Consider the following 22,130-nt stretch of genomic DNA (forward strand, 5'->3'; position numbering starts at 1 on the left):
AATAAAATTCAGGACGGGATATGAAAATAAAAAAGTCTGCTTTTTATATATTTACGATGATTTTTTCAATTCATTCTTCAGCATTTGCTGAACCGAGTGTGGCCGATATTCAATATCGTGCAGAACAAGGGCAAGCTGTTGCTCAATATCATCTGGGCATGATGCTTTTAAGCGGTGAACAAGGCGTTGTTAAAAATTTTGAGCAAGCGTTTAAATGGCTAACTGCGGCTGACCAAAATGGAAGCGTGGGGGCAAAATATAGTTTAGGAATGCTGTATTACACAGGCACGGGTGTAGAAAAAGATCCCAAGCGCGCTTTTGATTATTTCACCAAAGCTGCGGCCAAGGATCATGCTAAAGCGCAATATAACTTAGGGGTGTTATACGACAGAGGTGAAGGAACTGCGCAAGACTATGGAAAGGCGTTTGAATGGTTTAGTCGTGCTGCCGAGCAAGGCTACCCACCCGCAGAATATAATTTAGCTCAGCTATATAAAAAAGGTCACGGCGTCACCCAAAGTGATGAGCAAGCGCTTAAGTGGTACACCAAAGCGGCTGAGCATGGCGAAAGTGATGCCCAATACAACTTGGCCCAGATGTATTTAAATGGTGAAGGCACTCCGAAAAACCTGCAACTGGCAAAGAAATGGTTTCAGCAAGCTGCCAATGCAGGCGATGTAGATGCCAAAGAAGTTCTTAAAAGTTTAGAATAAAGATAGACACCCCTATAATATTTTTACTTATAAAGTGATAAATTTATATTATTAATAAAATTACACGATCAAACCATTTTATTATTTATTTTTTCTAATTAAATTTAAATATTAATTCTATTATTTTAAAAATACATTTAGATTTATTATTAAATCAAAAATATTTTAAATATTAAATTGACGCAATTAAAATCACCGATTATTATTTCGTTGCTGGCCTACATTGCCAGTCGGTTTTGACAGACCGCTGATCCACCACGGATTATAGTTCTGCTATAATTCGCTGGACCCTTGCGTCCCCCTTCTTTGCGGTAGGACGGTTGGGGGACGCCCCGTGCGTGCTGGTTCTATGGATCCCAGTCTGTCAACCCCTTTCCGTTCTACCACCATAAATTAATTCGCGGTAATCTGGTGGTAGGACTCCATAAATTATAAGGAGTTGACCATGACACTTTTCAAACTTATTCCCTCTCCTGCTTAATCATTTTATTTATTTAAAATTTAGGTTTTCTATTGCCTGATTTTTTAAATTCATAAACTATTTTTTATTTTAAAAATTTAATTATTTTATTTCCCTATAATTATGGGAGGATTAATTATTACCTAAAATTATTTTAAATCTTAAAACTAATTATATTTTTATTCTACTCATAGATATAAATTATTATGAGAATAATATGACAATTTATAAACCTATTTTGGCTTTAAATTTGGTTCTAAGCAGCTACGGTTTTTCAGTTTGCAAAGTCTTGTTCTCCCACAGGACTTTGTCCCTACTTTTCTGAGCACCATGTAGCGGTGTGACAAAAGTAGTCTGGCTAAGCGTTTGGCTTAGCTCCTCTATCTCTGTGTTGCAATGGTTTCTTACTTTAAATCAGCGCAAAAGATTAAAGTCTATTGTGGCACAGGGGCCTAAAGTTGAATGCAAAATAATATATCGAAAGCGATCTTGTACGTTTTAACCTACAAGCTTTTAGGGATTTTGCGGATTGGCGACACCCTACTTTTTTCCTAATATGAACTCATACAGGAACAGGATGTTCCGGAACACAAAACAACAATAATAGGTTCATGCACCAGGAGCGTGAGATACGACAGGAGTCATATCTAGCAACCAAATACGAAAAAGCTCGACAGGATGTCGGGCTTTTTTTATATCTAAATATTTAAAGGTTTAAAAATTTCTGGGAGGCTATCTATAAGAATATTAGGAATGTTGTTTGGATAAACAATCTCGTCAGTTTGACTTAGTTCATCAAATGTCCACCAACGACTTTTACTAATCACAAGTTTTTCTTGTTCAGTCCAGTTTGCTGTATTCACTTCTTCATTTTTAATAAAAACAATAAAAAGTCTTTCATCAGAACTCACAATTTCTGCACTTGGTAACATCATTTCAAAATTGCGTGTTGCAACATGAGTGCCTACATTTTGTCGTACTACGCCCAACTCTTCATAAAGCTCTCGGCAAGCTGCTTGCTCGAAGGTTTCCCCTTCTTCAAGCCCGCCACCTACGGTTGCCCAATGTGATTGTCCAGCCAAAGCATCATTTGTATGAGTAAACTGAAATAACAGGATTTGATAATTTTCATTAAGAACTAATAGTCTTGAAGATTTTCTAATACGCATTTGATTTTTTCTTAAAGTAACAAGGTGGCTATTATTCATATTCACTTTAAAAAGTTAAATTATTTCTGAATGTACGTTTTAACCTACAAACTTTTAGGGATTTTGCGGATTGGCGACATCCTACTTGTTTACTATTATGAACTCATACAGGAACAGGATGTTCCGGAACACAAAACAACAATAATAGGTTCATGCATCAGGACGTGAGATACGACAGGAGTCATATCTAGTACCCAAATACGAAAAAGCCCAACAGGATGTTGGGCTTTTTTTATTGCTGTTTAAAAATATGTTTAGGCTAAACCTATAGAGGACTATGCGCCTGTTCTTGCTTTTTATGGCGGATCCAACGTACCGCTAAAATAATCGCTATCAGCACCACTACCGCAACAAGCGCAGGCACTAACATTGCTGAAACTGAAAGTAAGATTGCTCCAATCCACTCACCTGTCGCAACAACAAAATTACCCAAACCACCCGTAGTTGCAGTTGAAACACCGCGTGCAGCAACGGTACTCATTTGCACCACACCTGCCGTACCACCGCCCACAATAATCGCTGCCGCCCAACTGGCAAACTGAGACATTTCTCCGCTGCTAACCGCCATTGTAGCTAATGTACCCGCAATCATCGCCGCAGGAGTTGCGACTGTGTCTAAGGCATTATCGACCCACGGAATATAGTAAGCTGCAACTTCACACACCGTTGCCACACCTAAAGCTAAACACACCGATGGTAGAGCTAACCACTCAAAGCCCTTCGATGGCTCAAACCATCCCATCATGGTGGCAATGCTCATGACCAGTAGCGGCACAAACACGCGAAAACCGCAGGCAGCGCTCAGCCCCAAGCCAATACATAAACCCAATATTGTTTCCATAACGGTTTCCTTTTCATGCCCATCACGGGTCTTGTTATGTAAGTCTTATTTTTAAATTAACAAAAAGCCCCATCAGGTGACAGGGCTTTTTGTTAAATGCGAACGCAAATATTATTTCATTCTTAACGTTTAAATTGCGTGCAGTAGCATTTCGTGCAAGGTGGTAAAGGGTCGGTATTAATTTCTAAAAACACTCTATGTCCGCACTGAGCACAGAAATAGAAGCCTGTTCCGGGTTTTTCGCCAGCTGTTACCATGATTACATTCCTATAATCGTATATATATTAAACAGGAATATAACCCACTTAAAGTGAATGTCAATTGTCCATTTCGCCCAATGATGATGGCATAAATGCAAAAAATGTTATTTGTACGATTTATCTTACACAGATTTAGGGATTTAGCGGATTGGCTGTCCCCTGCTTTTTTTCTAATATGAACTCATACAGGAACAGGATGTTCCGGAACATAAAACAACAATAATAGGTTCATGCATCAGGATCGTGAGATACGACAGGAGTCATATCTAGCAACCAAATACGAAAAAGCCCGACAGGATGTCGGGCTTTTTTTATTTATCACAGATATATGAAATTTAATATAATCAATCAGTTGAATTATCATAATTAATTATACTTTTCACAATATTATGTCGCTGTAGGCGATTATTTTTATCTCTAGTACCTTCTTTTGACAAAGATTTATATTGATAAATTTCACTAATAATTCTAGAAAAATAATTTTTCAAAAACTCTTCATTATCATAATTATCTAGAAATTTTCTATAATTACTTAATTGTTGTGAGCTTAGTTTTGTACCATCACTTATTAATTCATAAAGAGATGTAAATAAACTATAAAAATGAACATTTCTTTTAAGAACTTTTCTTCTACCTTCATTTTCCTCAATAATTTGATCAATTTCATTTATCAGCTGATTAAACTTAGCAATATCATTTTCTTTATCAGGATATAAATCATTATAAAGGTCATAAATTCTATTAAGATTTTTTTGAGTTACATCTTCTTGAATCCCTTGTTTCATAAAAACTAAAAGTGTACTTATAAATGATATATCATGCATTCTCCTTCTATCAGCTATTCCAAATATTTTATTATTGTTCCAGAATTCTAATTCAGAAAGATTTGATACGACCTTCATAAACTCCCCTTCAAATTCTGCATTACGTAATTCTTGTGGGTTTAATGTCAAATTATTACTATTTAATCGGAGAAACATCTTAACAATATTATCTCTAGCAACATTGTTTCTAACTAATCGTATTGAAAAAATATATGCCCAAATTGCTTTTTTATCTTCCGCATCTAAATCTTTAAAAAATTTATTTCTAATTCTTTCATAACAATCTGTTTCTTTATTAAGAACAGAATCGGTAAGCTTATAATGATTTGCAACAAATTGAAAAATTGCCCCAGTTCTTTGCTGACCATCAACAATAGAATATTTTGTATCGCCTGTATTTTCGTCAGTTCCCACATTCCAAACATAAATTTCAGGAATGGGATAACCCATTATTACTGACTCTATCAATTGAATTTGATTTTTCTGATTCCAAACATAGTTTCTTTGAAATGAATCATCAACAATCAATAACCCCTTTGCATTTAAATCATATAACCACTTAATATTCTGCGGTTGAATATCAATCAAATCAATTAACTTCACTTTTCACTAACCCTTCTTTTAATTTATTAATGCCACGTATATGATAATCTTGAACCGATTCCCAATCAGCATATATTCTATAGTTCACTTCATGGTTAACAGAGAATTTCAATTGTAATTCAGCCTTAAAAGTTCTTACTAACCTTTGCCACTCTTTTAAATCTTCATTACCATATGTTTCATCTGTATCTTTGATTCCAATAAAACCATTAAAAATATTGTTTGCTTTATAATGAAAACCGTTCAAATTAGTTTCCTGTGAGATTTTTCTATAAGCATTCCAAATTTTTTTGTAGTAATATTTCGATACAATAATTAAATCCAGATCAGAATCCTCACAAAACTCTTTAAACTCCTTTCGAGGTGAAAAACTAAACTTAGTTTTCGCACTTCCTACAATTGCAATATTATTAAATGGAATATCTAAGTTTTTAGAAATAAATTTTTTAAATTCATCATATTTTTCACTGTGGCCCTCCCCTTGATCTTTAAAATACCATACCTCTTGCCCAATAAGATATTTGTAATATATTTCCATGACATCATGTTTTTTTATAAAATCAATTAAATCGACTTTCAGCATTTTTTCAAATACCTCACCTCTTATAAACTAAAAACAACCCTATAAAAAATTAAAAAACCCTATCATCAAAATAGGGCTTTTTTTAAACAATATCAATGATTTTTAACTAAAGTATCAAGCCACTTGGCCTTCTAAAAAGTCTTGTGCAAAACGTTGTAATACACCGCCCGCTTCATATACAGAAACTTCTTCTTCTGTATCTAAACGGCAAGTCACAGGTACTTCAAGAATCTCTTCTTTACCATCTGCTGTGGCACGTTCAATCACTAAAGTTAAAGTCGAACGCGGCGCAATATTACCAATCACGCTATAAAGCTCTGTACCATCTAGTTTTAAAGTCTTACGGTTTACACCCGGTTTAAACTCAAGTGGTAACACACCCATACCCACCAAGTTGGTACGGTGAATACGCTCAAAACCTTCTGCCACAATCGCTTCAACACCAGCAAGGCGGACACCTTTCGCAGCCCAGTCACGGCTTGACCCCTGACCATAGTCAGCACCCGCGATAATAATTAACGGCTGCTTACGGTTCATGTAGGTTTCAATCGCTTCCCACATACGCATCACTTCGCCTTCTGGCTCTACACGCGCTTTTGAACCTTGCTTAATGGTACCGTCTGAACGAACCACCATTTCGTTATAGAGTTTCGGGTTGGCAAATGTTGCACGTTGTGCAGTCAAGTGGTCACCACGGTGCGTTGCATATGAGTTGAAGTCTTCTTCTGGTACGCCCATTTTGTGAAGGTATTCACCCGCAGCCGAGTCCATCAAAATCGCATTTGAAGGCGACAAGTGGTCGGTGGTGATGTTGTCACCCAAAATCGCAAGTGGACGCATGTTCGCTAAAGTACGTGGTGCAGCTAACGCCCCTTCCCAATATGGCGGACGGCGGATGTAAGTACTTTGTGGACGCCAGTCATAAAGTGGGCTTTTCGCTTGTTCAACTTCGCCCAAGTCAAACATTGGAATGTAGACTTTACGGAACTGTTCAGGCTTCACGGCTTCCTTAACTAATGCATCAATTTCAGCGTCAGATGGCCAGATGTCTTTGAGGTAAATCGGGTTACCGTCTTTGTCATGACCTAACGCATCTTTTTCGATGTCAAAACGAATCGTACCCGCAATTGCATATGCCACAACAAGTGGTGGAGATGCCAAGAACGCTTGTTTTGCATAAGGATGGATACGGCCATCGAAGTTACGGTTACCAGAGAGTACTGCTGTTGCGTACAGGTCACGGTCAATAATTTCTTGTTGAATGACCGGATCTAAAGCGCCCGACATACCGTTACAGGTCGTACAAGCATAAGCCACAATACCAAAACCAAGTTGTTCTAAGTCTTTTAGAACACCCGCTTCTTCAAGGTAAAGTGCAGCCGCTTTTGAACCCGGTGCAAATGATGATTTCACCCAAGGTTTACGAACCAAACCTAGCTCATTTGCTTTACGCGCCAACAAACCTGCCGCTACGGTGTTACGTGGGTTAGAAGTGTTGGTACATGAAGTAATTGCAGCAATAATGATTGCGCCATCTGGCATTAAGCCATCAGAACGGTTTTCAACAACACCCGCAATGCCTTTTTCTTTTAGGTCGGCAGTTGATACACGTGCATGTGGGTTTGATGGGCCAGCAATGTTACGTGTCACTTTTGATAGGTCAAAACGAAGTACACGTGGGTACTCTGCTTTGGTCATGTCAAATGCCCAAAGGCCAATTTCTTTTGCGTACTGTTCAACCAATGCGACTTGAGCATCTTCACGGCCTGTTAAGCGTAAGTAGTCGATTGTGTTTTGGTCGATGTAGAACATTGCAGCCGTAGCGCCATATTCTGGTGTCATGTTCGAAATGGTTGCACGGTCGCCCACAGACATGCTGTCAGCACCTTCACCAAAGAACTCAAGGTATGCACCGACTACGCGCTCTTTACGCAAGAACTCAGTTAAGGCAAGTACGATATCTGTTGCAGTAATGCCTGCCTGACGCTGACCTACAAACTCAACACCAATAATGTCTGGCAGACGCATCCAAGATGCACGGCCTAACATTACGTTTTCAGCTTCTAAGCCACCCACGCCCACAGAAATTACGCCCAGAGCGTCTGTATGTGGCGTGTGCGAGTCTGTACCGACGCATGTGTCAGGGAATGCTACACCATCACGCGCCTGAATAACCGGAGACATTTTTTCTAGGTTAATCTGGTGCATAATGCCGTTCCCCGCAGGGATCACATCGACATTTTTAAATGCTGTTTTAGTCCACTCAATAAAGTGGAAACGGTCTTCGTTACGACGGTCTTCAACAGCACGGTTTTTTGCAAAAGCGTCTGGGTCAGCACCACCGTATTCCACTGCTAAAGAGTGGTCAACAATGAGCTGAGTCGGCACAACTGGGTTGACTTTAGATGGGTCACCGCCTTTGTCAGCAATCGCATCACGTAAACCTGCAAGGTCAACCAAAGCAGTTTGACCCAAAATGTCATGACACACCACGCGCGCAGGATACCAAGGAAAGTCCAAGTCCTGACGGCGTTCAATTAGCTGCGTTAAATAAGCAGTTAAGTTCTCGGCATCGGCACGGCGTACCAATTGCTCAGCGAGTACTTTAGAGGTGTAAGGCAGTTTTTCGTATGCGCCTGGCTGAATATCTTCAACGGCTTGACGCACGTCGTAATATTCAAGCTGGGTTCCTGCCAGCGGTTTACGGTATTTTGTGTTCATTAACCACGCTCCGCCAATGGTTTAAATTCGAGGTTTTCAGGGCCTGTGTAGTTCGCGCTTGGACGAATGATTTTGCCGTCTTGGCGTTGTTCAATCACGTGTGCTGACCAGCCTGCTGTACGTGCAATCACAAATAACGGTGTGAACATGGCAGTTGGAACGCCCATCAAGTGATAGCTCACCGCACTGAACCAGTCGAGGTTCGGGAACATGTTTTTCACTTCTTTCATCACTGCTTCTAAACGCTCAGCGATGAGGTACATTTTGGTGTTCTCTTGTGCTTGCGCTAAGTCATGCGCCACTTTCTTGATCACTTCGTTACGTGGGTCAGAAACTGTATATACAGGGTGACCAAAACCAATCACAACTTCTTTATTTTCAACACGCTTACGGATGTCAGCTTCTGCTTCGTCTGCGTTGTCGTAACGTTGTTGAATCACGAATGCAACTTCGTTTGCACCACCGTGCTTAGGTCCGCGAAGTGCACCAATACCACCTGTAATTGCCGAGTACATGTCAGAACCTGTACCTGCAACCACACGTGAGGTAAATGTAGATGCGTTAAATTCGTGCTCAGCATACAAAATCAGAGAGGTATGCATTGCTTGAATCCATTCTTCAGATGGTTTTTCGCCATGAAGCAAATGTAAGAAATGCGCTGCAATTGAGTCGTCATCTGTTTCAACTTCAATACGACGACCGTTATTGCTGAAGTGGTACCAATAAAGCAGCATTGAACCTAGGCTTGCCATTAATTTGTCAGCAATGTCTTTTGCACCAGCTTCGTTATGGTCTTCGTGTTCTGGCGTTAAGCAACCAAGCACTGAAACACCTGTACGCATCACATCCATTGGGTGTGCAGAAGGTGGTAATTGTTCAAGTGCAGTTTTAAGTGCTGCTGGTAAGCCACGAAGTGCTTTTAATTTTGCTTTATAGGCTTTGAGTTCAGCTTTGTTTGGTAATTTGCCATGTACGAGCAAGTGAGCAACTTCTTCAAACTGGCTACCCGCTGCAAGGTCAAGAATGTCATAGCCACGATAGTGCAAGTCGTTACCGCTACGTCCTACGGTACAAAGTGCTGTGTTGCCTGCAACTTGTCCGCTAAGTGCAACTGATTTTTTTGGTTTGAAGCCTGTTGTTGTTTCATTTGAGCTCATAAGATTGTCCTTTCCTATCTATCTGAATTTATTTATTAAGCACGACGGAGTCGTACCATTTTCACTTCTTATTTCAGGATTAACCTTCGGTTCGACCTACTTTTCTTTCGGGAAAAGTAGGCAAAACCATTGTCATCTGCAAAACTCGTCCACAACCATCGAATATCCTATCTATCGCAGAACCATTTTTAAAAAATGTAGTCCTGTCTCAAACAGTTGCAGATGACGCCTCCGAGTATCAGATTCCAATTAATCAACTTTTTAATTTATTACTTCTTTTTAGCAAATGCGTTGTCTAAGTAGTCTTCAAATGCATAGTAGTTAATGCGTTCATATAACTCTTTACGCGTTTGCATAATATCAACCACGTTCTTTTGAGTACCTTCTTTACGCAAGGTTTCATACACAGTTTCGGCTGCTTTGTTCATGGCACGGAAAGCAGAAAGCGGATAAAGCGCAAGGCTTACATCGGCAGATGCTAACTCTTCAGTGGTAAACAGTGGTGTAGAACCAAACTCTGTGATGTTTGCTAAAATCGGTGCGCCAGTCTTCTGAGCAAATTGCTTGTACATATCAAGCTCAGTAATTGCTTCAGGGAACAACATGTCTGCGCCCGCTTCGATGTAGGCACCCGCACGGTCAATTGCAGCTTGTAAGCCATCTACTGCCAATGCGTCGGTACGTGCCATAATCACGAAGCTGTCATCACCACGCGCATCAACCGCAGCTTTAATACGGTCAACCATTTCTTCTTGAGTCACAATGGCTTTGTTCGGACGGTGACCACAACGTTTTGCGCCCACTTGGTCTTCAATGTGCATTGCCGCAGCACCAAACTTGATGAGTGCTTTTGTCGTACGGGCAATGTTAAATGCAGAAGCACCAAAACCTGTGTCCGCATCGACCAATAACGGAAGATCACATACATCAGTAATACGGCGTACGTCTGTCAACACATCATCAAGGTTACTGATTCCCAAATCAGGTAAGCCTAAAGAACCAGCTGCTACACCACCACCTGATAAGTAAATCGCTTTATAACCTGCACGTTTTGCCAAAAGTGCATGATTGGCATTGATAGTTCCAACCACTTGTAATGGCTTTTCTTGGGCTACTGCATCGCGAAATAGCTGACCTGCGGATTGTTTAGCCATTGTTATGTTCTCCTTGTGCTTGTAGCAGTGTTTGCTCAATAATTTTGTAAGAAGCATTGATATGTCGATGCATGAGCAGCTCGGCAAGTTCACCATCGCCTTCTGCAATTGCATCTAAAATACGGATGTGTTCGTCCCAAGCTTTGCTAGGTCGATCGGGTGTGTTTGAAAACTGAATTCGATACATGCGGATGAGGTGATAAAGCTCATCGCATAGCATTTTTTCTAGGGTTTTATTGCCACTACTTTTGATAATGCAATAGTGAAAATCGTCCTGCCCTTCTTGCAAGTAATATCCTTTACCTGCTTTAAAGTTTTCATCTTCGGCATGCATACGCAATACATCACGTAACGCCAAGATTTGCTTTTTATCAATATGCTGTGCCGCAAGTTTGCAAGCCAAACCTTCTAAAGACGCACGAATCTGGTAAAGCTCTTTAAATTGTTGCAGTGACAGCGAAACCACGCGCGCGCCCACATGTGCAGTACGCTCAACCAAACGTTGCCCTTCAAGGCGATGAATCGCCTCACGTAAAGGCCCGCGGCTGATGCCATAAGTGCGTGCCAGTTCAGGCTCGGAAATCTTGCTACCTGCCGGAATTTGACCCAAAACAATCGCCGTCTGTATTTGTTTAAATACATTCTCGGTCAGTGTTCTTCCCTGACTTTGTAGAGGCTCTGGTGCGAAGGTCAAATCTTGCATATTGTCGACAATTTTTAATCAATTATGAGTTTTATAGCGGTATGAATAAAAAAAATCAAGGTGATTGTTGACACTTTACAGAACGCATCAGGTCAATTTTTATAGCCTGACCGCTTATATCACCTTATATTTAAAGCATTAAACCACTTGCCAGTTAATATTTATAAAACAATAATTTAGTGTCTATTTGTCTATAGTTTTATGACTCTTTCTTAGTTACGTTTTAGTCATTAAACTTTTGTTTCAAACTTTAGTCTACAACCAATGTATTACAGCAAGATTGTAGACAATCTGCTTGAATGAAAGCATGAGTTATAAATTAGTATCTATTTACCGTAATTTCTTTTAAATCTTTTTATCATTTTCATCCAGAAAATATCGATATTAGTGAAATTATCAGGTGCTTCACGGTAGCTTTATTGATACATTATTGAGCATCGACATAGTTGTGGCGTATTTTTCGAGACAGAAAAAACCGAGCACTATGCATATTGTTGAATGAAAGGACTTTTTTGATGTTTCAACATATCCCCCCATACGCAGGCGATCCAATTCTCTCTTTAATGGAACAGTTCAATGCTGATACTCGTTCTGGAAAAGTGAACTTGAGTATTGGTCTTTATTATAACGAAGACAGTATTGTTCCTCAGTTAGAGACCATTATCGAGGCGCAAAAGCGTATTGAGCCTAAGAACGGTAAAACCAAACTTTATTTGCCAATGGAAGGCTTCAAACCTTACCGTGAAGCAATTCAAGCACTTTTATTTGGTGCAAACAGCCCAGCAGTTAAAGCTGGCCGTGCTGTAACCATCCAAACACTTGGTGGTTCAGGTGCATTGAAAGTTGGTGCAGATTTCTTAAAAACTTATTTCCCAAATTCAGACGTTTGGGTAAGCCAACCAACTTGGGACAACCACGTTGCGATTTTCAATGGCGCTGGTATCAAAACTCATTTCTACCCATATTTCGACAACGAAACTCGTGGTGTAGATTTTGACGGTATGTTGTCTACACTTAAAACTTTGCCTGAGCAAAGCATTGTGTTATTGCACCCATGCTGCCATAACCCAACTGGTGCTGACTTAAACCCAGCGCAGTGGGATCAAGTGATTGCAGTATTAAAAGACCGTAACCTTATTCCATTCCTAGACATCGCTTACCAAGGTTTTGGCGATGGTATGGAAGAAGATGCGTATGCAATCCGTGCTTTAGACCAAGCGGGTCTAAACTTCATTGTGAGCAACTCGTTCTCTAAAATCTTCTCTTTATATGGCGAGCGCGTTGGCGGCTTAACTTTCGTATGTGACGATGCAGAAGCTGCTCAGTGCACATTTGGTCAGTTAAAAGCGACTGTACGTCGTATTTACTCTAGCCCTCCTACAACAGGCGCTTGGTTAGTTGATGAAGTGTTAAATGACGCTGAACTTAACCAACAATGGCAAGGTGAAGTGAAAGAGATGCGTGAGCGTATTATTAAAATGCGTAGCATCTTGAAAGATGAACTTACTAAAGCATTACCAGACCGTGACTTTAGCTACCTTGTAAACCAAAAAGGTATGTTCAGCTACACAGGTTTAACTGCTGAGCAAGTTGATATCTTGCGTGAAGAATATGCAATCTACTTAGTACGTAGTGGTCGTATTTGTGTAGCAGGTTTAAACATGAACAATGTTTACACTGTTGCTAAAGCAGTTGCAGAAGTACTTGCTAAATCTGTAGAAGCGGCATAATACATCTATAAAAAAAGGCGCTTCGGCGCCTTTTTTATTTCTCGATATTAAGATTTGGTTTTGCCCCAATATTTCAGTTTTGAGGTATGACCAATACCTACGTTAAAGCTGTTGGTTGGGTCGAGTTTTTGATAGAAATTGGCTAATGCAGGTTTGGCAATGTAAAGGTGCCCAACATTATGCTCTGCTGGATATTCAGCACGACGCGCATCCAACAACTTCCACATTTGATGTTCCATTTCTAACGGGTCATTGCCCTTTTTAAGAATATAGTCCTGATGGAACACATGACAAAAGAAATGCCCATAATAGAGTTTATGGATAATTTTCTTTTCCATCTCGGCTGGTAGTTGCTCTACCCACTCGCGGTCATTACGACGTAACGCAATATCAAGCGCCACAATATCTTCAACTTCACTACGATGCGTATCACGATAACGAATTGCTGCCCCCGCAATCGCAAAACGGTGCAAGAACGCCTTTCGACCTTCTTCTTCACTACATACGAAATAGTGACCTGACTGATGCACTGCAAAATATTCTTTTAAAAACTGCTCGGTCTGTGCTTTTGAATTATTTTCGACGCGTAAAACTAAATGATGCTCATAACGATCTCGATATTCGGTCATACGCTTCGGCAAATGACTCGGTAAAAAGAAGGTAATCGCTTGTAAAATATGGTCTGTTAAACCTTTAATTTTAAATCTTTCCAAAAAGCCATCGACTTTATCTTTCATCGCAAAAGCTTTTGGAACATTGGCTGTGCCAAATTTCTCAATAAATAAGAACGTGTCTTTTCCGTACTTTTCACCAATCAAATAAGCATCTCGGTGAATATATTCGCCTGCAATCGGTAGGCTTGGCAGTGAGGTCAGTAAATAACGGCGAATGGCTGTTAAATCATCGGCATCATTAGTACCAATATAAAAGACATTACTCTCTACTTTTTCATAAGTATCAAGACGTACAGCGAACACGCAGACTTTACCTGCCGAACCCGAAGCCTCAAACAAACGTGACGGGTCTGCATTAAAACGTGCAGGTGTATCTTCATCGACTTGAGTCACATCGTGGGCATAACGATGGTCCGATGCCTGTTTTTCGCTATCATCTAAAATATCTACGGCTTGGTATTGTTTCTTCTCTAAACGAGTTAAGATTTCTTCGGGAGTCGAGCCTAAATTTACGCCTAAATGATTTACCAGTTCTAACTGACCAGTAGCGTTTACCTGAGCATATAACGCCAGTTCAGTATACGCAGGACCACGGCGTACCAATGCACCGCCAGAGTTATTACAGACACCGCCAAGTACCGATGCACCTATACAAGATGAACCAATTACTGAATGTGGCTCACGGTCATAACCTTTTAAAATTTGCTCTAAATTATCTAAGGTTGCACCTGGTAAACAAATGACTTGCTTGCCGTCATGGATGACTTGAATACCCTTTAATCGGCGAGTACTCATGACTAAAACAGGACGGTCATAATCATCGCCATATGGGGTTGAACCACCAGTGAGTCCTGTATTGGCCGCCTGCATAATCACAATACAGTCTGCCTCAATTGCAGTCTGCAACAATTGCCATTGCTCTAGCAAGGTCCCTGGTACAACCACTGCAAGTACTTTCCCCTCACCAAAACGACGACCTTGGCGGTACTGACGCGTACTTTGATCATCGGTCAAAACATAAGAACGCCCTACAATATTCTGTAAACGTTCGATCACTGCTTGAGGAGAAAATGTTTGCATGATGGTTTCCTTTTGGTCATCCATTTATCAAATTAGACCAACACGACGGGATCTTACCGTTTGTAATTTATAATTTAATTAGCTCATTCCCTAATGTGAATCAGCCCTGTATTTACTATCGTGGTTGGCGGCATGGATGCCGCCGTTTCGATGCGGTAGCAAGGACGTACCGTCATCGAAACTAAAGTTTTTGGTTACTTTTTTAAAAAAGTAACGTCAATTAGCTACTTACATTGAACTTTTTCCGATAAGACTCTGTCGTGCCAATATCATCAAAGTTAATAAAAAAATGTTAGAGCTTCATCGCCTGTACTAAACAATCCGCATTAATATCCGAAATCGATTTAGCTCCCGTGAGCGTCATCGCAACACGCATTTCTTTATCAATCAAATCAAGCAAGTTCGAAACCCCTTGCCCACCTGCTGCCGCCAAGGCATAAACAAATGCACGGCCAAGTAAAACCGTATCGGCACCGAGCGCTAACATACGCACCACATCTAAACCATTACGAATGCCTGAGTCAGCCAAAATCGCTAAATCACCTTTGACGGCATCGGCAATTGCAGGCAATGCGCGAGCAGATGACATCACGCCATCTAACTGACGACCACCGTGATTTGATACCACAATCCCATCTGCACCAAAACGCACAGCATCTTTCGCATCTTCAGGATCTAAAATGCCCTTAATCACCATTGGGCCATCCCAAAATTCACGAATCCACTCAAGGTCTTTCCATGAAATGGATGGGTCAAAGTTCGAGCCTAACCAACCAATATAGTCTTCAAGCCCAGTCGGTTTACCTAAATATTTAGAGATATTGCCCAAGTCGTGCGGACGACCCATTAAGCCGACATTCCATGACCAATGTGGGTGGAACATAGACTGCATATAACGGCGCATCGCAGCATTTGGCCCACTCATACCCGAATGGGCATCACGGTAACGTGCACCCGGCACAGGCATATCTACGGTAAACACAAGTGTTGAGCAGCCTGCCGCTTTTGCACGTTCCAAAGCATTACGCATAAAACCACGGTCGCGTAATACATAAAGCTGGAACCACATCGGGCGATTAATTGCAGGTGCAACTTCTTCAATCGGACAAACAGAAACCGTTGAAAGCGTAAATGGAATGCCCTTTTTGTCGGCTGCCATCGCCGCTTGAACTTCGCCACGGCGCGCATACATACCTGTTAAGCCTACAGGTGCCAAAGCAACTGGCATCGACAATGTTTCATTAAACAGTTTTGTCTCTAAACTTAACGCTGACATGTCATTGAGCACACGTTGACGCAATGCAATTTCTGACAAATCTTGTACGTTACGCTTTAAGGTATATTCCGAATACGCTCCACCATCAATGTAATGAAATAAAAATGGAGGTAAGCGACGTTGTGCCGCAGCACGATAATCATTGCCAGAAGAAATAATCATTTTGAATCAACTCTATTTAAACGATTTGCACGTTTCTGGCGAGCTTCATCTTCATCCAGAGAACGCACATGATTAATCACAAATTCAATATGACCGCAGACAGCTTGGCGTGCGGCCTCGGGATCTTTACGATCAATAGCATCCATTACCTGAAAATGCTGCTCGCTCAGCAAGTCACCATTTACGGGGTCGTTATAAACTTTCTTACGTCCCAACAAGACGTTGTATTGCAACAAATCAAACAAGCTACGCATCATTTGGATTAGCACTACATTGTGAGATGCTTCAGCAATCGCTAAATGGAATTCAGCATCGGCCACCGCAGCCTGTGCTGAGTCACCTGCATTTTGATGGCGACTAATTTCATTAAAATAATGATGGATTTTGGCGCGATCTTCAGGCGTTGAGCGTAATGCGGCATACCAAGCAGTGCCACCCTCAAGCAATAACCGCGCCTCTTGCACATCAAAACGGTACAGCGGATCTTCTTCAATCAGGTTGCTAATCGGGTTCACAATCAGTTGCTGTGGCCACTGTTCAGGTAACTGCTGAATATAAGTCCCATCGCCACGGCGGCTACTGAGTACCCCTTGACTATTGAGCTGTTGAATTGCTTCGCGCAAAGACGGACGAGAAACTCCTAAGCTAGTTGCAAGCTGGCGCTCGGCAGGCAAACGATCACCTTTTTTCATGTGACGCTCTTCAATTAATGCCTGCAATTTCATGACCACTTGATCGGAGATTCTCATCGCGTTTCCTTCACTGGAGTTATGGAATCATCCACGGAACAAGATAAGCCTGAACCGTAATAATGATGCCAACAAAGACAGTGAATATGATGCTATGTTTTACCGTGAAACGGAACAAGTCAGACTCTTTTCCAACTAACCCTACTGCGGCACAAGCAATGGCAATCGACTGCGGAGAAATCATCTTCCCTGTTACGCCACCGCTGGTATTAGCAGCCACCAATAACACTTCCGGAATACCAATTTGCTGCGCTGTAGTTGCCTGTAGAGCCGAGAACAAAGCGTTTGAAGAGGTATCTGAACCCGTAAGGAATACACCAAGCCAACCCAAAAATGGCGAGAAGAAAGTAAACGCATGACCCGTATGCGATAGAGCCAAAGCCAAAGTTGCAGATAAACCTGAATAGTTCGCAATAAAAGCAAAAGCCAAAACCATACCAATTGAATAAATCGGTGTTTTTAACTCATTGAGTGTTTCACCAAAGGTTGTAACTGCCTCACTTGCTTTCATTTTTAAGAAAATAGCAGTGATGATTGCGGCAATAAAAATTGCAGTACCTGTTGCAGAGAACCAGTCAAACTTATAAATCGCTTCATATGGTTTCATCTCTGCCACAATTGGCGGCATTTTTTCGACCAATTTATGCAAATACGGTACTTCAAGTTTAAAAATCCAATGTTCAAGAGCACCATCTTTTGCAAATAATGCTTTAAATGGCTTAACACTCCAGATCGTCACCATCACGGTTAAGATTGCAAATGGAGACCATGCCTTCACAATTTTGCCAATGCTATAACATTGAACCGTGGTAGGTTGCTGAGTCAAAGTCTGACCCGCTTCAGGTTCAAAACGGAAAATATGTTTTGGTTTCCAAACACGGAACAGTAAAGTTAAGCTCACCAATGATGCAATTGCTGCGGTAATGTCTGGTAACTCAGGGCCAATAAAGTTAGATGTAAGATACTGGGCAATCGCAAAAGCACCACCACCGACTAACACTGCAGGCCAAGTTTCTTTAACACCACGCCAGCCATCCATAATCGCCATGATCCAGAACAGCACAATAATGACTAAAAATGGTAACTGACGACCAACCATCTGGCTAATTTCCATGGTGTCTACACCAGAAACCTGCCCCGCCACAATAATTGGAATACCCATTGCACCAAATGCCACTGGCGCCGTATTTACAATTAAACATAAACCAGCAGCGTAAAGTGGCTTAAAGCCTAAACCAACAAGGAGTGCAGCGGTAATCGCAACTGGAGCACCAAAGCCAGCCGCCCCTTCAAGGAAAGTACCAAATGCAAAACCAACCAATAACATTTGCAGACGTTGGTCTTCGGTAATCGACAAAATGCTTGAGCGAATAATCTCAAACTGGCCTGTTTTTACCGAAATTTTGTATAGAAAAACTGCCCCAATAATGATCCATGAAATTGGCCATAGACCGTAGAAGAAACCGTAAATGATTGACGCAAAGGCCATTTGACCCGGCATTTGATAGAAAAATAGTGCAATCAATAATGCAATAATGACTGTGCCCGTACCCGCGATACTGCCTTTTAAACGAAAAACAGCCAACGCCAAAAAGAAGAAAATAATCGGGATTAATGCAACCGCACTGGACAGCCAAATATTATTTAAAGGGTCATAAAGTTGTTGCCACATATTGAGCATTGTCATCTCCTTGAAATGCCGGGGCGAATTTTTGTACCTTAAATTCTTAAACATTCAACACAATTGGTATGACCAATTAAAAATTAAGTGCAAATGTTGTTCCTTAAACCACAGGAGACATCATAAATGTAGATATTAGCAAGATCAATCATTAAATAACCATCATAATTGGTAAGACCAATAGTACTAAGTAAAATCAAGCAATTTTTAATTTATAACTTTATTTATTAGACTAAAGTCGTAAAAATCTTTCTTATAAATTTAGATATGAACTACAGAAATGAAGTGGAAAATTTGAATATAAAAACTATAAACATACCTGTTTCATGATCTATGTATAATGTGCACACAACTCAAACCACATGTATTGAATTGAATAATGACTACTTTAACGTGTTTTAAAGCTTATGATATCCGAGGCAAACTCGGCACTGAATTGAATGAAGAAATCGCCTATAAAATTGGCCGCGCTTACGGACAAATCTATAAACCAAAGACTGTAGTTGTAGGTTGTGATATTCGTCTAAGCAGTGAGGGTTTAAAACAAGCGACTATCCGCGGGTTAAATGATGCGGGTGTGAATGTGCTTGACTTAGGCATGACGGGTACTGAAGAAGTTTACTTCGCCGCTTTCCATTTAGATGTACAAGGTGGTATCGAAGTTACTGCTAGCCATAACCCAATGGACTATAACGGCATGAAATTAGTTCGAGAAAATGCTCGTCCAATTAGTGCAGATACTGGTTTAAAAGAAATTCAGGCTTTAGCAGAAACCAATAACTTTGAAGAAGTTAGCCAAAAAGGTACAACGCAAAGCTATAACATTTTGCCTGAGTTCGTTGACCACCTAATAACTTATATTGAACCTGCAAAAATTCACCCACTGAAGTTAGTGGTAAACGCGGGTAATGGTGCAGCTGGTCACGTGATTGATGCCATTGAAGAAAAATTTAAGGCGCTTAACGTACCAGTTGAATTTATTAAAATTCATCATGAAGCAGATGGTACTTTCCCAAACGGAATTCCTAACCCAATTTTAATTGAAAACCGTGACAGTACCCGTAATGCTGTAATTGAGCATAAAGCGGATATGGGAATTGCTTGGGACGGCGACTTCGACCGCTGTTTCTTGTTTGATGAAAAAGGTCAGTTCATTGAAGGTTACTATATTGTTGGTCTATTGGCTCAAGCTTTCTTGATTAAGCAATCAGGTGAGAAAATTGTGCATGATCCACGTTTAGTGTGGAATACATTTGATATCGTAGATGAATATAAAGGTGTTGCCGTACAGTCAAAATCTGGTCATGCCTTTATTAAAGATGTGATGCGTGAACACAATGCTGTATACGGCGGCGAAATGAGTGCTCATCACTATTTCCGTGATTTTGCTTACTGTGACAGCGGCATGATTCCTTGGTTACTCACCGTTGCCCTACTCTCTGAAACAGGACAATCTCTCTCAACACTTGTTGAAAATATGATTACCAAGTTTCCTTGTAGTGGTGAAATCAACTTTAAAGTAGCTGATACACAAATCACTATTCAAAAGATTTTCGATTTCTATGCTGAGCAAAACCCAGAAATTGACCGCACTGATGGTGTAAGTCTAGACTTTGGTGCATGGCGCTTTAACGTCCGTGCTTCAAATACTGAACCGTTATTACGTCTCAATATTGAAAGCCGTGCAGACCGTCAAGCTCAGCCAATGCAGCATTATGTAGATGAGTTGACTAGGTTGATTCAGTCTTAATAGAGTTTATATCAAAGAGATAGGAACATTATTGTTCTATCTCTTCTTGGGTATTCTGCATAATTTTATAAGTATGATTATGTCCGTCTAATACATCTCTGTTTAAGTTTTCATAATCCTTTAACAAAGCTTTATTGTTAAAGTTACAAGTTGGAGCTTCTGTTACAAATTTTTGATGTATGGCACCATAACAACTCGAAATATTATCAACAAATTGATAGTAATCTGACAAAGGTAGCCCTGCGAGCTTTAATAGCTTTGGAGCCACAAAACTTGCAGCAATATAAGGTTGCTTTAAAGGCTTCTTATCTAATTTATAATTACTCCATACCACAAATGGTGTCTCATAGTTTTTGAGATGAGTTCGCTCAGGATCATCTTTAAAAAATCCATAACTCTCATAAACTTCTTGTAAATTAGGCAAGTGATCACCAAATGCCACCAAAATTGTTGGGCGATCTACGGTCTTTAAATATTCAGTAAGCTCTTGCAACTTTTGGTTAGCACGCTCAGTTCCAGCGGTATAAGTACTTAATTTTTGTTTTTCAGTTTCAGACAGCTTTTTATTAAATTTATAATTTTGCAGACCAAATCGATCATCATTATACATCGGATGATTCTCAACTGTAATCGCATAAATAAACTTCGGCTGTTGCTCACTGTCTTTTAAAGTAGACTTAATTGAATCAAAAATAAGATCATCTGTAGCCCAACCACCTGCGTTAAATACTTTTGTCCGGTCTTTTTGAGCAATCATATTTTCAAGCGATATAAACTTCTTAAATCCTATATCTGGATATACCTTGTTCCGATTATAGTAATATCTATAGTTATTATGCATGGCTACAGTCTCGTAACCAATTGAATTTAAATAATAAGGTAGAGCATAAATTGGCTTTTTTAGTTTAGAGACATATAACAATTCATTTGGGAAAAAAGTCGTATTCAGGCTCGTAAGCACTTCAAATTCTACATTCGCCGTACCTCCACCAAAGGAAGGCGACAATAAATTAGAAACTTGATTTTGGTGAACAAAAGATAATAAATCTTTAGGTAATCCACTTTCTAAATGATGAGAGTCCCAAAAAGACTCCTCCATAACAATAATAATATTCGGATATTCTCTCTCATTCTTTTCTAAGGGTTGAACCAAGTGATGTTGCTGCAAAATTTGCTGTATGTCTTGCTCAGATACTTTACGACTAGGTAACAATACGCTGGTTACATTATCCAATACTTTAGAAACGTAAAAAGTCACAAACCCATAATCTTGAATTTTTCGGTAATCACCGATCCAGTCATTTCTGGTATTCGGGAATTCCTGCAAGCTGGCACAAATCATAGGTTTATTTTCGGAAAAACAAGCACCTGTAGGGTTCCTAATAAAATTTAAGTAAATTAAACCACTACTGATTAGTCCAAAAATAATAATATTAGGGACATAAGTATGAAAAGTCGCTTTACTCTCTTTACGTACAGCAATGAGGAGTATGATAAGAAAGAAAATAATGAGAGTAAAAAAGATAAGTTGTAAATGCCATGGCGTTGCTTTCATTGCCTCAGGTACAAGAAAAATATCTTCAGGGCTTAAATTACTAAATAAATATTGTTGCTTCTTTTTATTAATAAAATTTAAAAATATAACGAATAATTGACTTAAGAAGAGTGCTGTATACTTACGACTAAAAATAATAAAAAATAGCTGAATGACTGCATAGTTAAAAAGAATTGAAAAAATAGCTTTTTCTGAAATCAAATAGCTATAAAACTTATTCCATGTCAGATTCATATCCCATGCAAT

At 40.0% G+C, this 22,130-nt stretch carries 17 protein-coding genes and 1 pseudogene; 4 read left to right on the forward strand and 14 right to left on the reverse strand.

Features of this window, described 5'->3' with window-relative positions; all coding sequences use genetic code 11:
- Nucleotides 1-20: 20 nt before the first annotated feature.
- Nucleotides 21-713 (forward strand): tetratricopeptide repeat protein, encoded by a 693-nt coding sequence (locus AC52J8_RS17800; protein ID WP_086611692.1) that lies wholly within the window; start codon nt 21-23, stop codon nt 711-713.
- 1,158 nt (nt 714-1,871) lie between these two features.
- On the opposite strand, the gene AC52J8_RS17805 is transcribed toward AC52J8_RS17800, so the two are convergent.
- From AC52J8_RS17805 to AC52J8_RS17845, 9 genes are all read right to left on the reverse strand, one after another.
- Nucleotides 1,872-2,381, reverse strand: a complete 510-nt coding sequence (locus AC52J8_RS17805) for an NUDIX hydrolase (protein WP_086611694.1) — start codon at nt 2,379-2,381, stop codon at nt 1,872-1,874.
- A 265-nt stretch (nt 2,382-2,646) separates the two neighbouring features.
- Entirely contained in the window at nt 2,647-3,222 is a 576-nt protein-coding gene (locus tag AC52J8_RS17810; RefSeq protein WP_005079585.1) for a DUF4126 domain-containing protein, read from the reverse strand.
- Between the two features lie 122 nt (nt 3,223-3,344).
- Complete coding sequence (locus tag AC52J8_RS17815) at nt 3,345-3,479, reverse strand: zinc ribbon-containing protein (protein ID WP_001983336.1); 135 nt, start codon at nt 3,477-3,479, stop codon at nt 3,345-3,347.
- A 347-nt stretch (nt 3,480-3,826) separates the two neighbouring features.
- Entirely contained in the window at nt 3,827-4,909 is a 1,083-nt protein-coding gene (locus AC52J8_RS17820) for a DUF262 domain-containing protein (RefSeq protein WP_086611695.1), read from the reverse strand.
- The gene (locus AC52J8_RS17825) at nt 4,896-5,492 is read right to left on the reverse strand and encodes a hypothetical protein (protein WP_086611697.1); all 597 of its coding nucleotides are present in this window, start codon (nt 5,490-5,492) and stop codon (nt 4,896-4,898) included. Before AC52J8_RS17825 ends, AC52J8_RS17820 begins: the two co-directional genes overlap by 14 nt.
- Nucleotides 5,493-5,606: 114 nt before the next feature.
- Nucleotides 5,607-8,213: a Fe/S-dependent 2-methylisocitrate dehydratase AcnD gene (acnD, locus tag AC52J8_RS17830; protein ID WP_086611699.1), complete on the reverse strand. Its 2,607-nt coding sequence runs from the start codon at nt 8,211-8,213 to the stop codon at nt 5,607-5,609.
- On the reverse strand, nt 8,213-9,370 hold the full coding sequence (prpC, locus tag AC52J8_RS17835) for a bifunctional 2-methylcitrate synthase/citrate synthase (RefSeq protein WP_002120737.1): 1,158 nt from the start codon (nt 9,368-9,370) through the stop codon (nt 8,213-8,215). Before prpC ends, acnD begins: the two co-directional genes overlap by 1 nt.
- A gap of 269 nt (nt 9,371-9,639) precedes the next feature.
- Nucleotides 9,640-10,524 (reverse strand): methylisocitrate lyase, encoded by an 885-nt coding sequence (gene prpB / locus AC52J8_RS17840; protein ID WP_004706036.1) that lies wholly within the window; start codon nt 10,522-10,524, stop codon nt 9,640-9,642.
- The gene (locus AC52J8_RS17845; protein ID WP_001153627.1) at nt 10,517-11,227 is read right to left on the reverse strand and encodes a GntR family transcriptional regulator; all 711 of its coding nucleotides are present in this window, start codon (nt 11,225-11,227) and stop codon (nt 10,517-10,519) included. Before AC52J8_RS17845 ends, prpB begins: the two co-directional genes overlap by 8 nt.
- 45 nt (nt 11,228-11,272) lie before the next feature.
- On the opposite strand from AC52J8_RS17845, the pseudogene AC52J8_RS17850 reads away from it, so the two are divergent.
- Together AC52J8_RS17850 and AC52J8_RS17855 are read left to right on the forward strand one after the other, a co-directional pair.
- Nucleotides 11,273-11,407: pseudogene (locus AC52J8_RS17850) on the forward strand (hypothetical protein).
- A gap of 335 nt (nt 11,408-11,742) precedes the next feature.
- A complete protein-coding gene (locus AC52J8_RS17855; protein ID WP_005309021.1) occupies nt 11,743-12,957 on the forward strand; it encodes an amino acid aminotransferase in 1,215 nt (404 codons plus the stop codon).
- A gap of 47 nt (nt 12,958-13,004) precedes the next feature.
- On the opposite strand, the gene dld is transcribed toward AC52J8_RS17855, so the two are convergent.
- The 4 genes from dld to lldP form a co-directional block, all read right to left on the reverse strand.
- On the reverse strand, nt 13,005-14,711 hold the full coding sequence (gene dld / locus AC52J8_RS17860) for a D-lactate dehydrogenase (protein ID WP_197738953.1): 1,707 nt from the start codon (nt 14,709-14,711) through the stop codon (nt 13,005-13,007).
- 292 nt (nt 14,712-15,003) lie between these two features.
- Nucleotides 15,004-16,149, reverse strand: coding sequence for an FMN-dependent L-lactate dehydrogenase LldD (lldD, locus tag AC52J8_RS17865; protein ID WP_002050500.1), 1,146 nt, complete (start codon nt 16,147-16,149; stop codon nt 15,004-15,006).
- Complete coding sequence (gene lldR, locus AC52J8_RS17870; RefSeq protein ID WP_014208064.1) at nt 16,146-16,880, reverse strand: transcriptional regulator LldR; 735 nt, start codon at nt 16,878-16,880, stop codon at nt 16,146-16,148. The genes lldD and lldR overlap by 4 nt, the downstream gene beginning before the upstream one ends.
- A 37-nt stretch (nt 16,881-16,917) precedes the next feature.
- A complete protein-coding gene (lldP, locus tag AC52J8_RS17875; RefSeq protein WP_171293757.1) occupies nt 16,918-18,585 on the reverse strand; it encodes an L-lactate permease in 1,668 nt (555 codons plus the stop codon).
- 373 nt (nt 18,586-18,958) lie between these two features.
- On the opposite strand from lldP, the gene AC52J8_RS17880 reads away from it, so the two are divergent.
- Nucleotides 18,959-20,329, forward strand: coding sequence for a phosphohexomutase domain-containing protein (locus tag AC52J8_RS17880; protein ID WP_086398829.1), 1,371 nt, complete (start codon nt 18,959-18,961; stop codon nt 20,327-20,329).
- 28 nt (nt 20,330-20,357) lie between these two features.
- On the opposite strand, the gene AC52J8_RS17885 is transcribed toward AC52J8_RS17880, so the two are convergent.
- Complete coding sequence (locus AC52J8_RS17885; protein WP_086398865.1) at nt 20,358-22,019, reverse strand: LTA synthase family protein; 1,662 nt, start codon at nt 22,017-22,019, stop codon at nt 20,358-20,360.
- Between the last annotated feature and the right edge of the window lie 111 nt (nt 22,020-22,130).

Source organism: Acinetobacter sp. S-1 (assembly GCF_059579785.1).

What these genes read in the sequence shown, in the direction of transcription:
- AC52J8_RS17825 (WP_086611697.1), bottom strand. Translation starts at nt 5,492, where the DNA reads ATGCTGAAAGTCGATTTAATTGATTTTATAAAAAAACATGATGTCATG.
- prpC (WP_002120737.1), bottom strand. Translation starts at nt 9,370, where the DNA reads ATGAGCTCAAATGAAACAACAACAGGCTTCAAACCAAAAAAATCAGTT.
- lldP (WP_171293757.1), bottom strand. Translation starts at nt 18,585, where the DNA reads ATGACAATGCTCAATATGTGGCAACAACTTTATGACCCTTTAAATAAT.
- prpB (WP_004706036.1), bottom strand. Translation starts at nt 10,524, where the DNA reads ATGGCTAAACAATCCGCAGGTCAGCTATTTCGCGATGCAGTAGCCCAA.
- AC52J8_RS17855 (WP_005309021.1), top strand. Translation starts at nt 11,743, where the DNA reads ATGTTTCAACATATCCCCCCATACGCAGGCGATCCAATTCTCTCTTTA.
- AC52J8_RS17800 (WP_086611692.1), top strand. Translation starts at nt 21, where the DNA reads ATGAAAATAAAAAAGTCTGCTTTTTATATATTTACGATGATTTTTTCA.
- AC52J8_RS17845 (WP_001153627.1), bottom strand. Translation starts at nt 11,227, where the DNA reads ATGCAAGATTTGACCTTCGCACCAGAGCCTCTACAAAGTCAGGGAAGA.
- lldD (WP_002050500.1), bottom strand. Translation starts at nt 16,149, where the DNA reads ATGATTATTTCTTCTGGCAATGATTATCGTGCTGCGGCACAACGTCGC.
- AC52J8_RS17810 (WP_005079585.1), bottom strand. Translation starts at nt 3,222, where the DNA reads ATGGAAACAATATTGGGTTTATGTATTGGCTTGGGGCTGAGCGCTGCC.
- AC52J8_RS17815 (WP_001983336.1), bottom strand. Translation starts at nt 3,479, where the DNA reads ATGGTAACAGCTGGCGAAAAACCCGGAACAGGCTTCTATTTCTGTGCT.
- AC52J8_RS17880 (WP_086398829.1), top strand. Translation starts at nt 18,959, where the DNA reads ATGACTACTTTAACGTGTTTTAAAGCTTATGATATCCGAGGCAAACTC.
- dld (WP_197738953.1), bottom strand. Translation starts at nt 14,711, where the DNA reads ATGCAAACATTTTCTCCTCAAGCAGTGATCGAACGTTTACAGAATATT.
- AC52J8_RS17805 (WP_086611694.1), bottom strand. Translation starts at nt 2,381, where the DNA reads ATGAATAATAGCCACCTTGTTACTTTAAGAAAAAATCAAATGCGTATT.
- acnD (WP_086611699.1), bottom strand. Translation starts at nt 8,213, where the DNA reads ATGAACACAAAATACCGTAAACCGCTGGCAGGAACCCAGCTTGAATAT.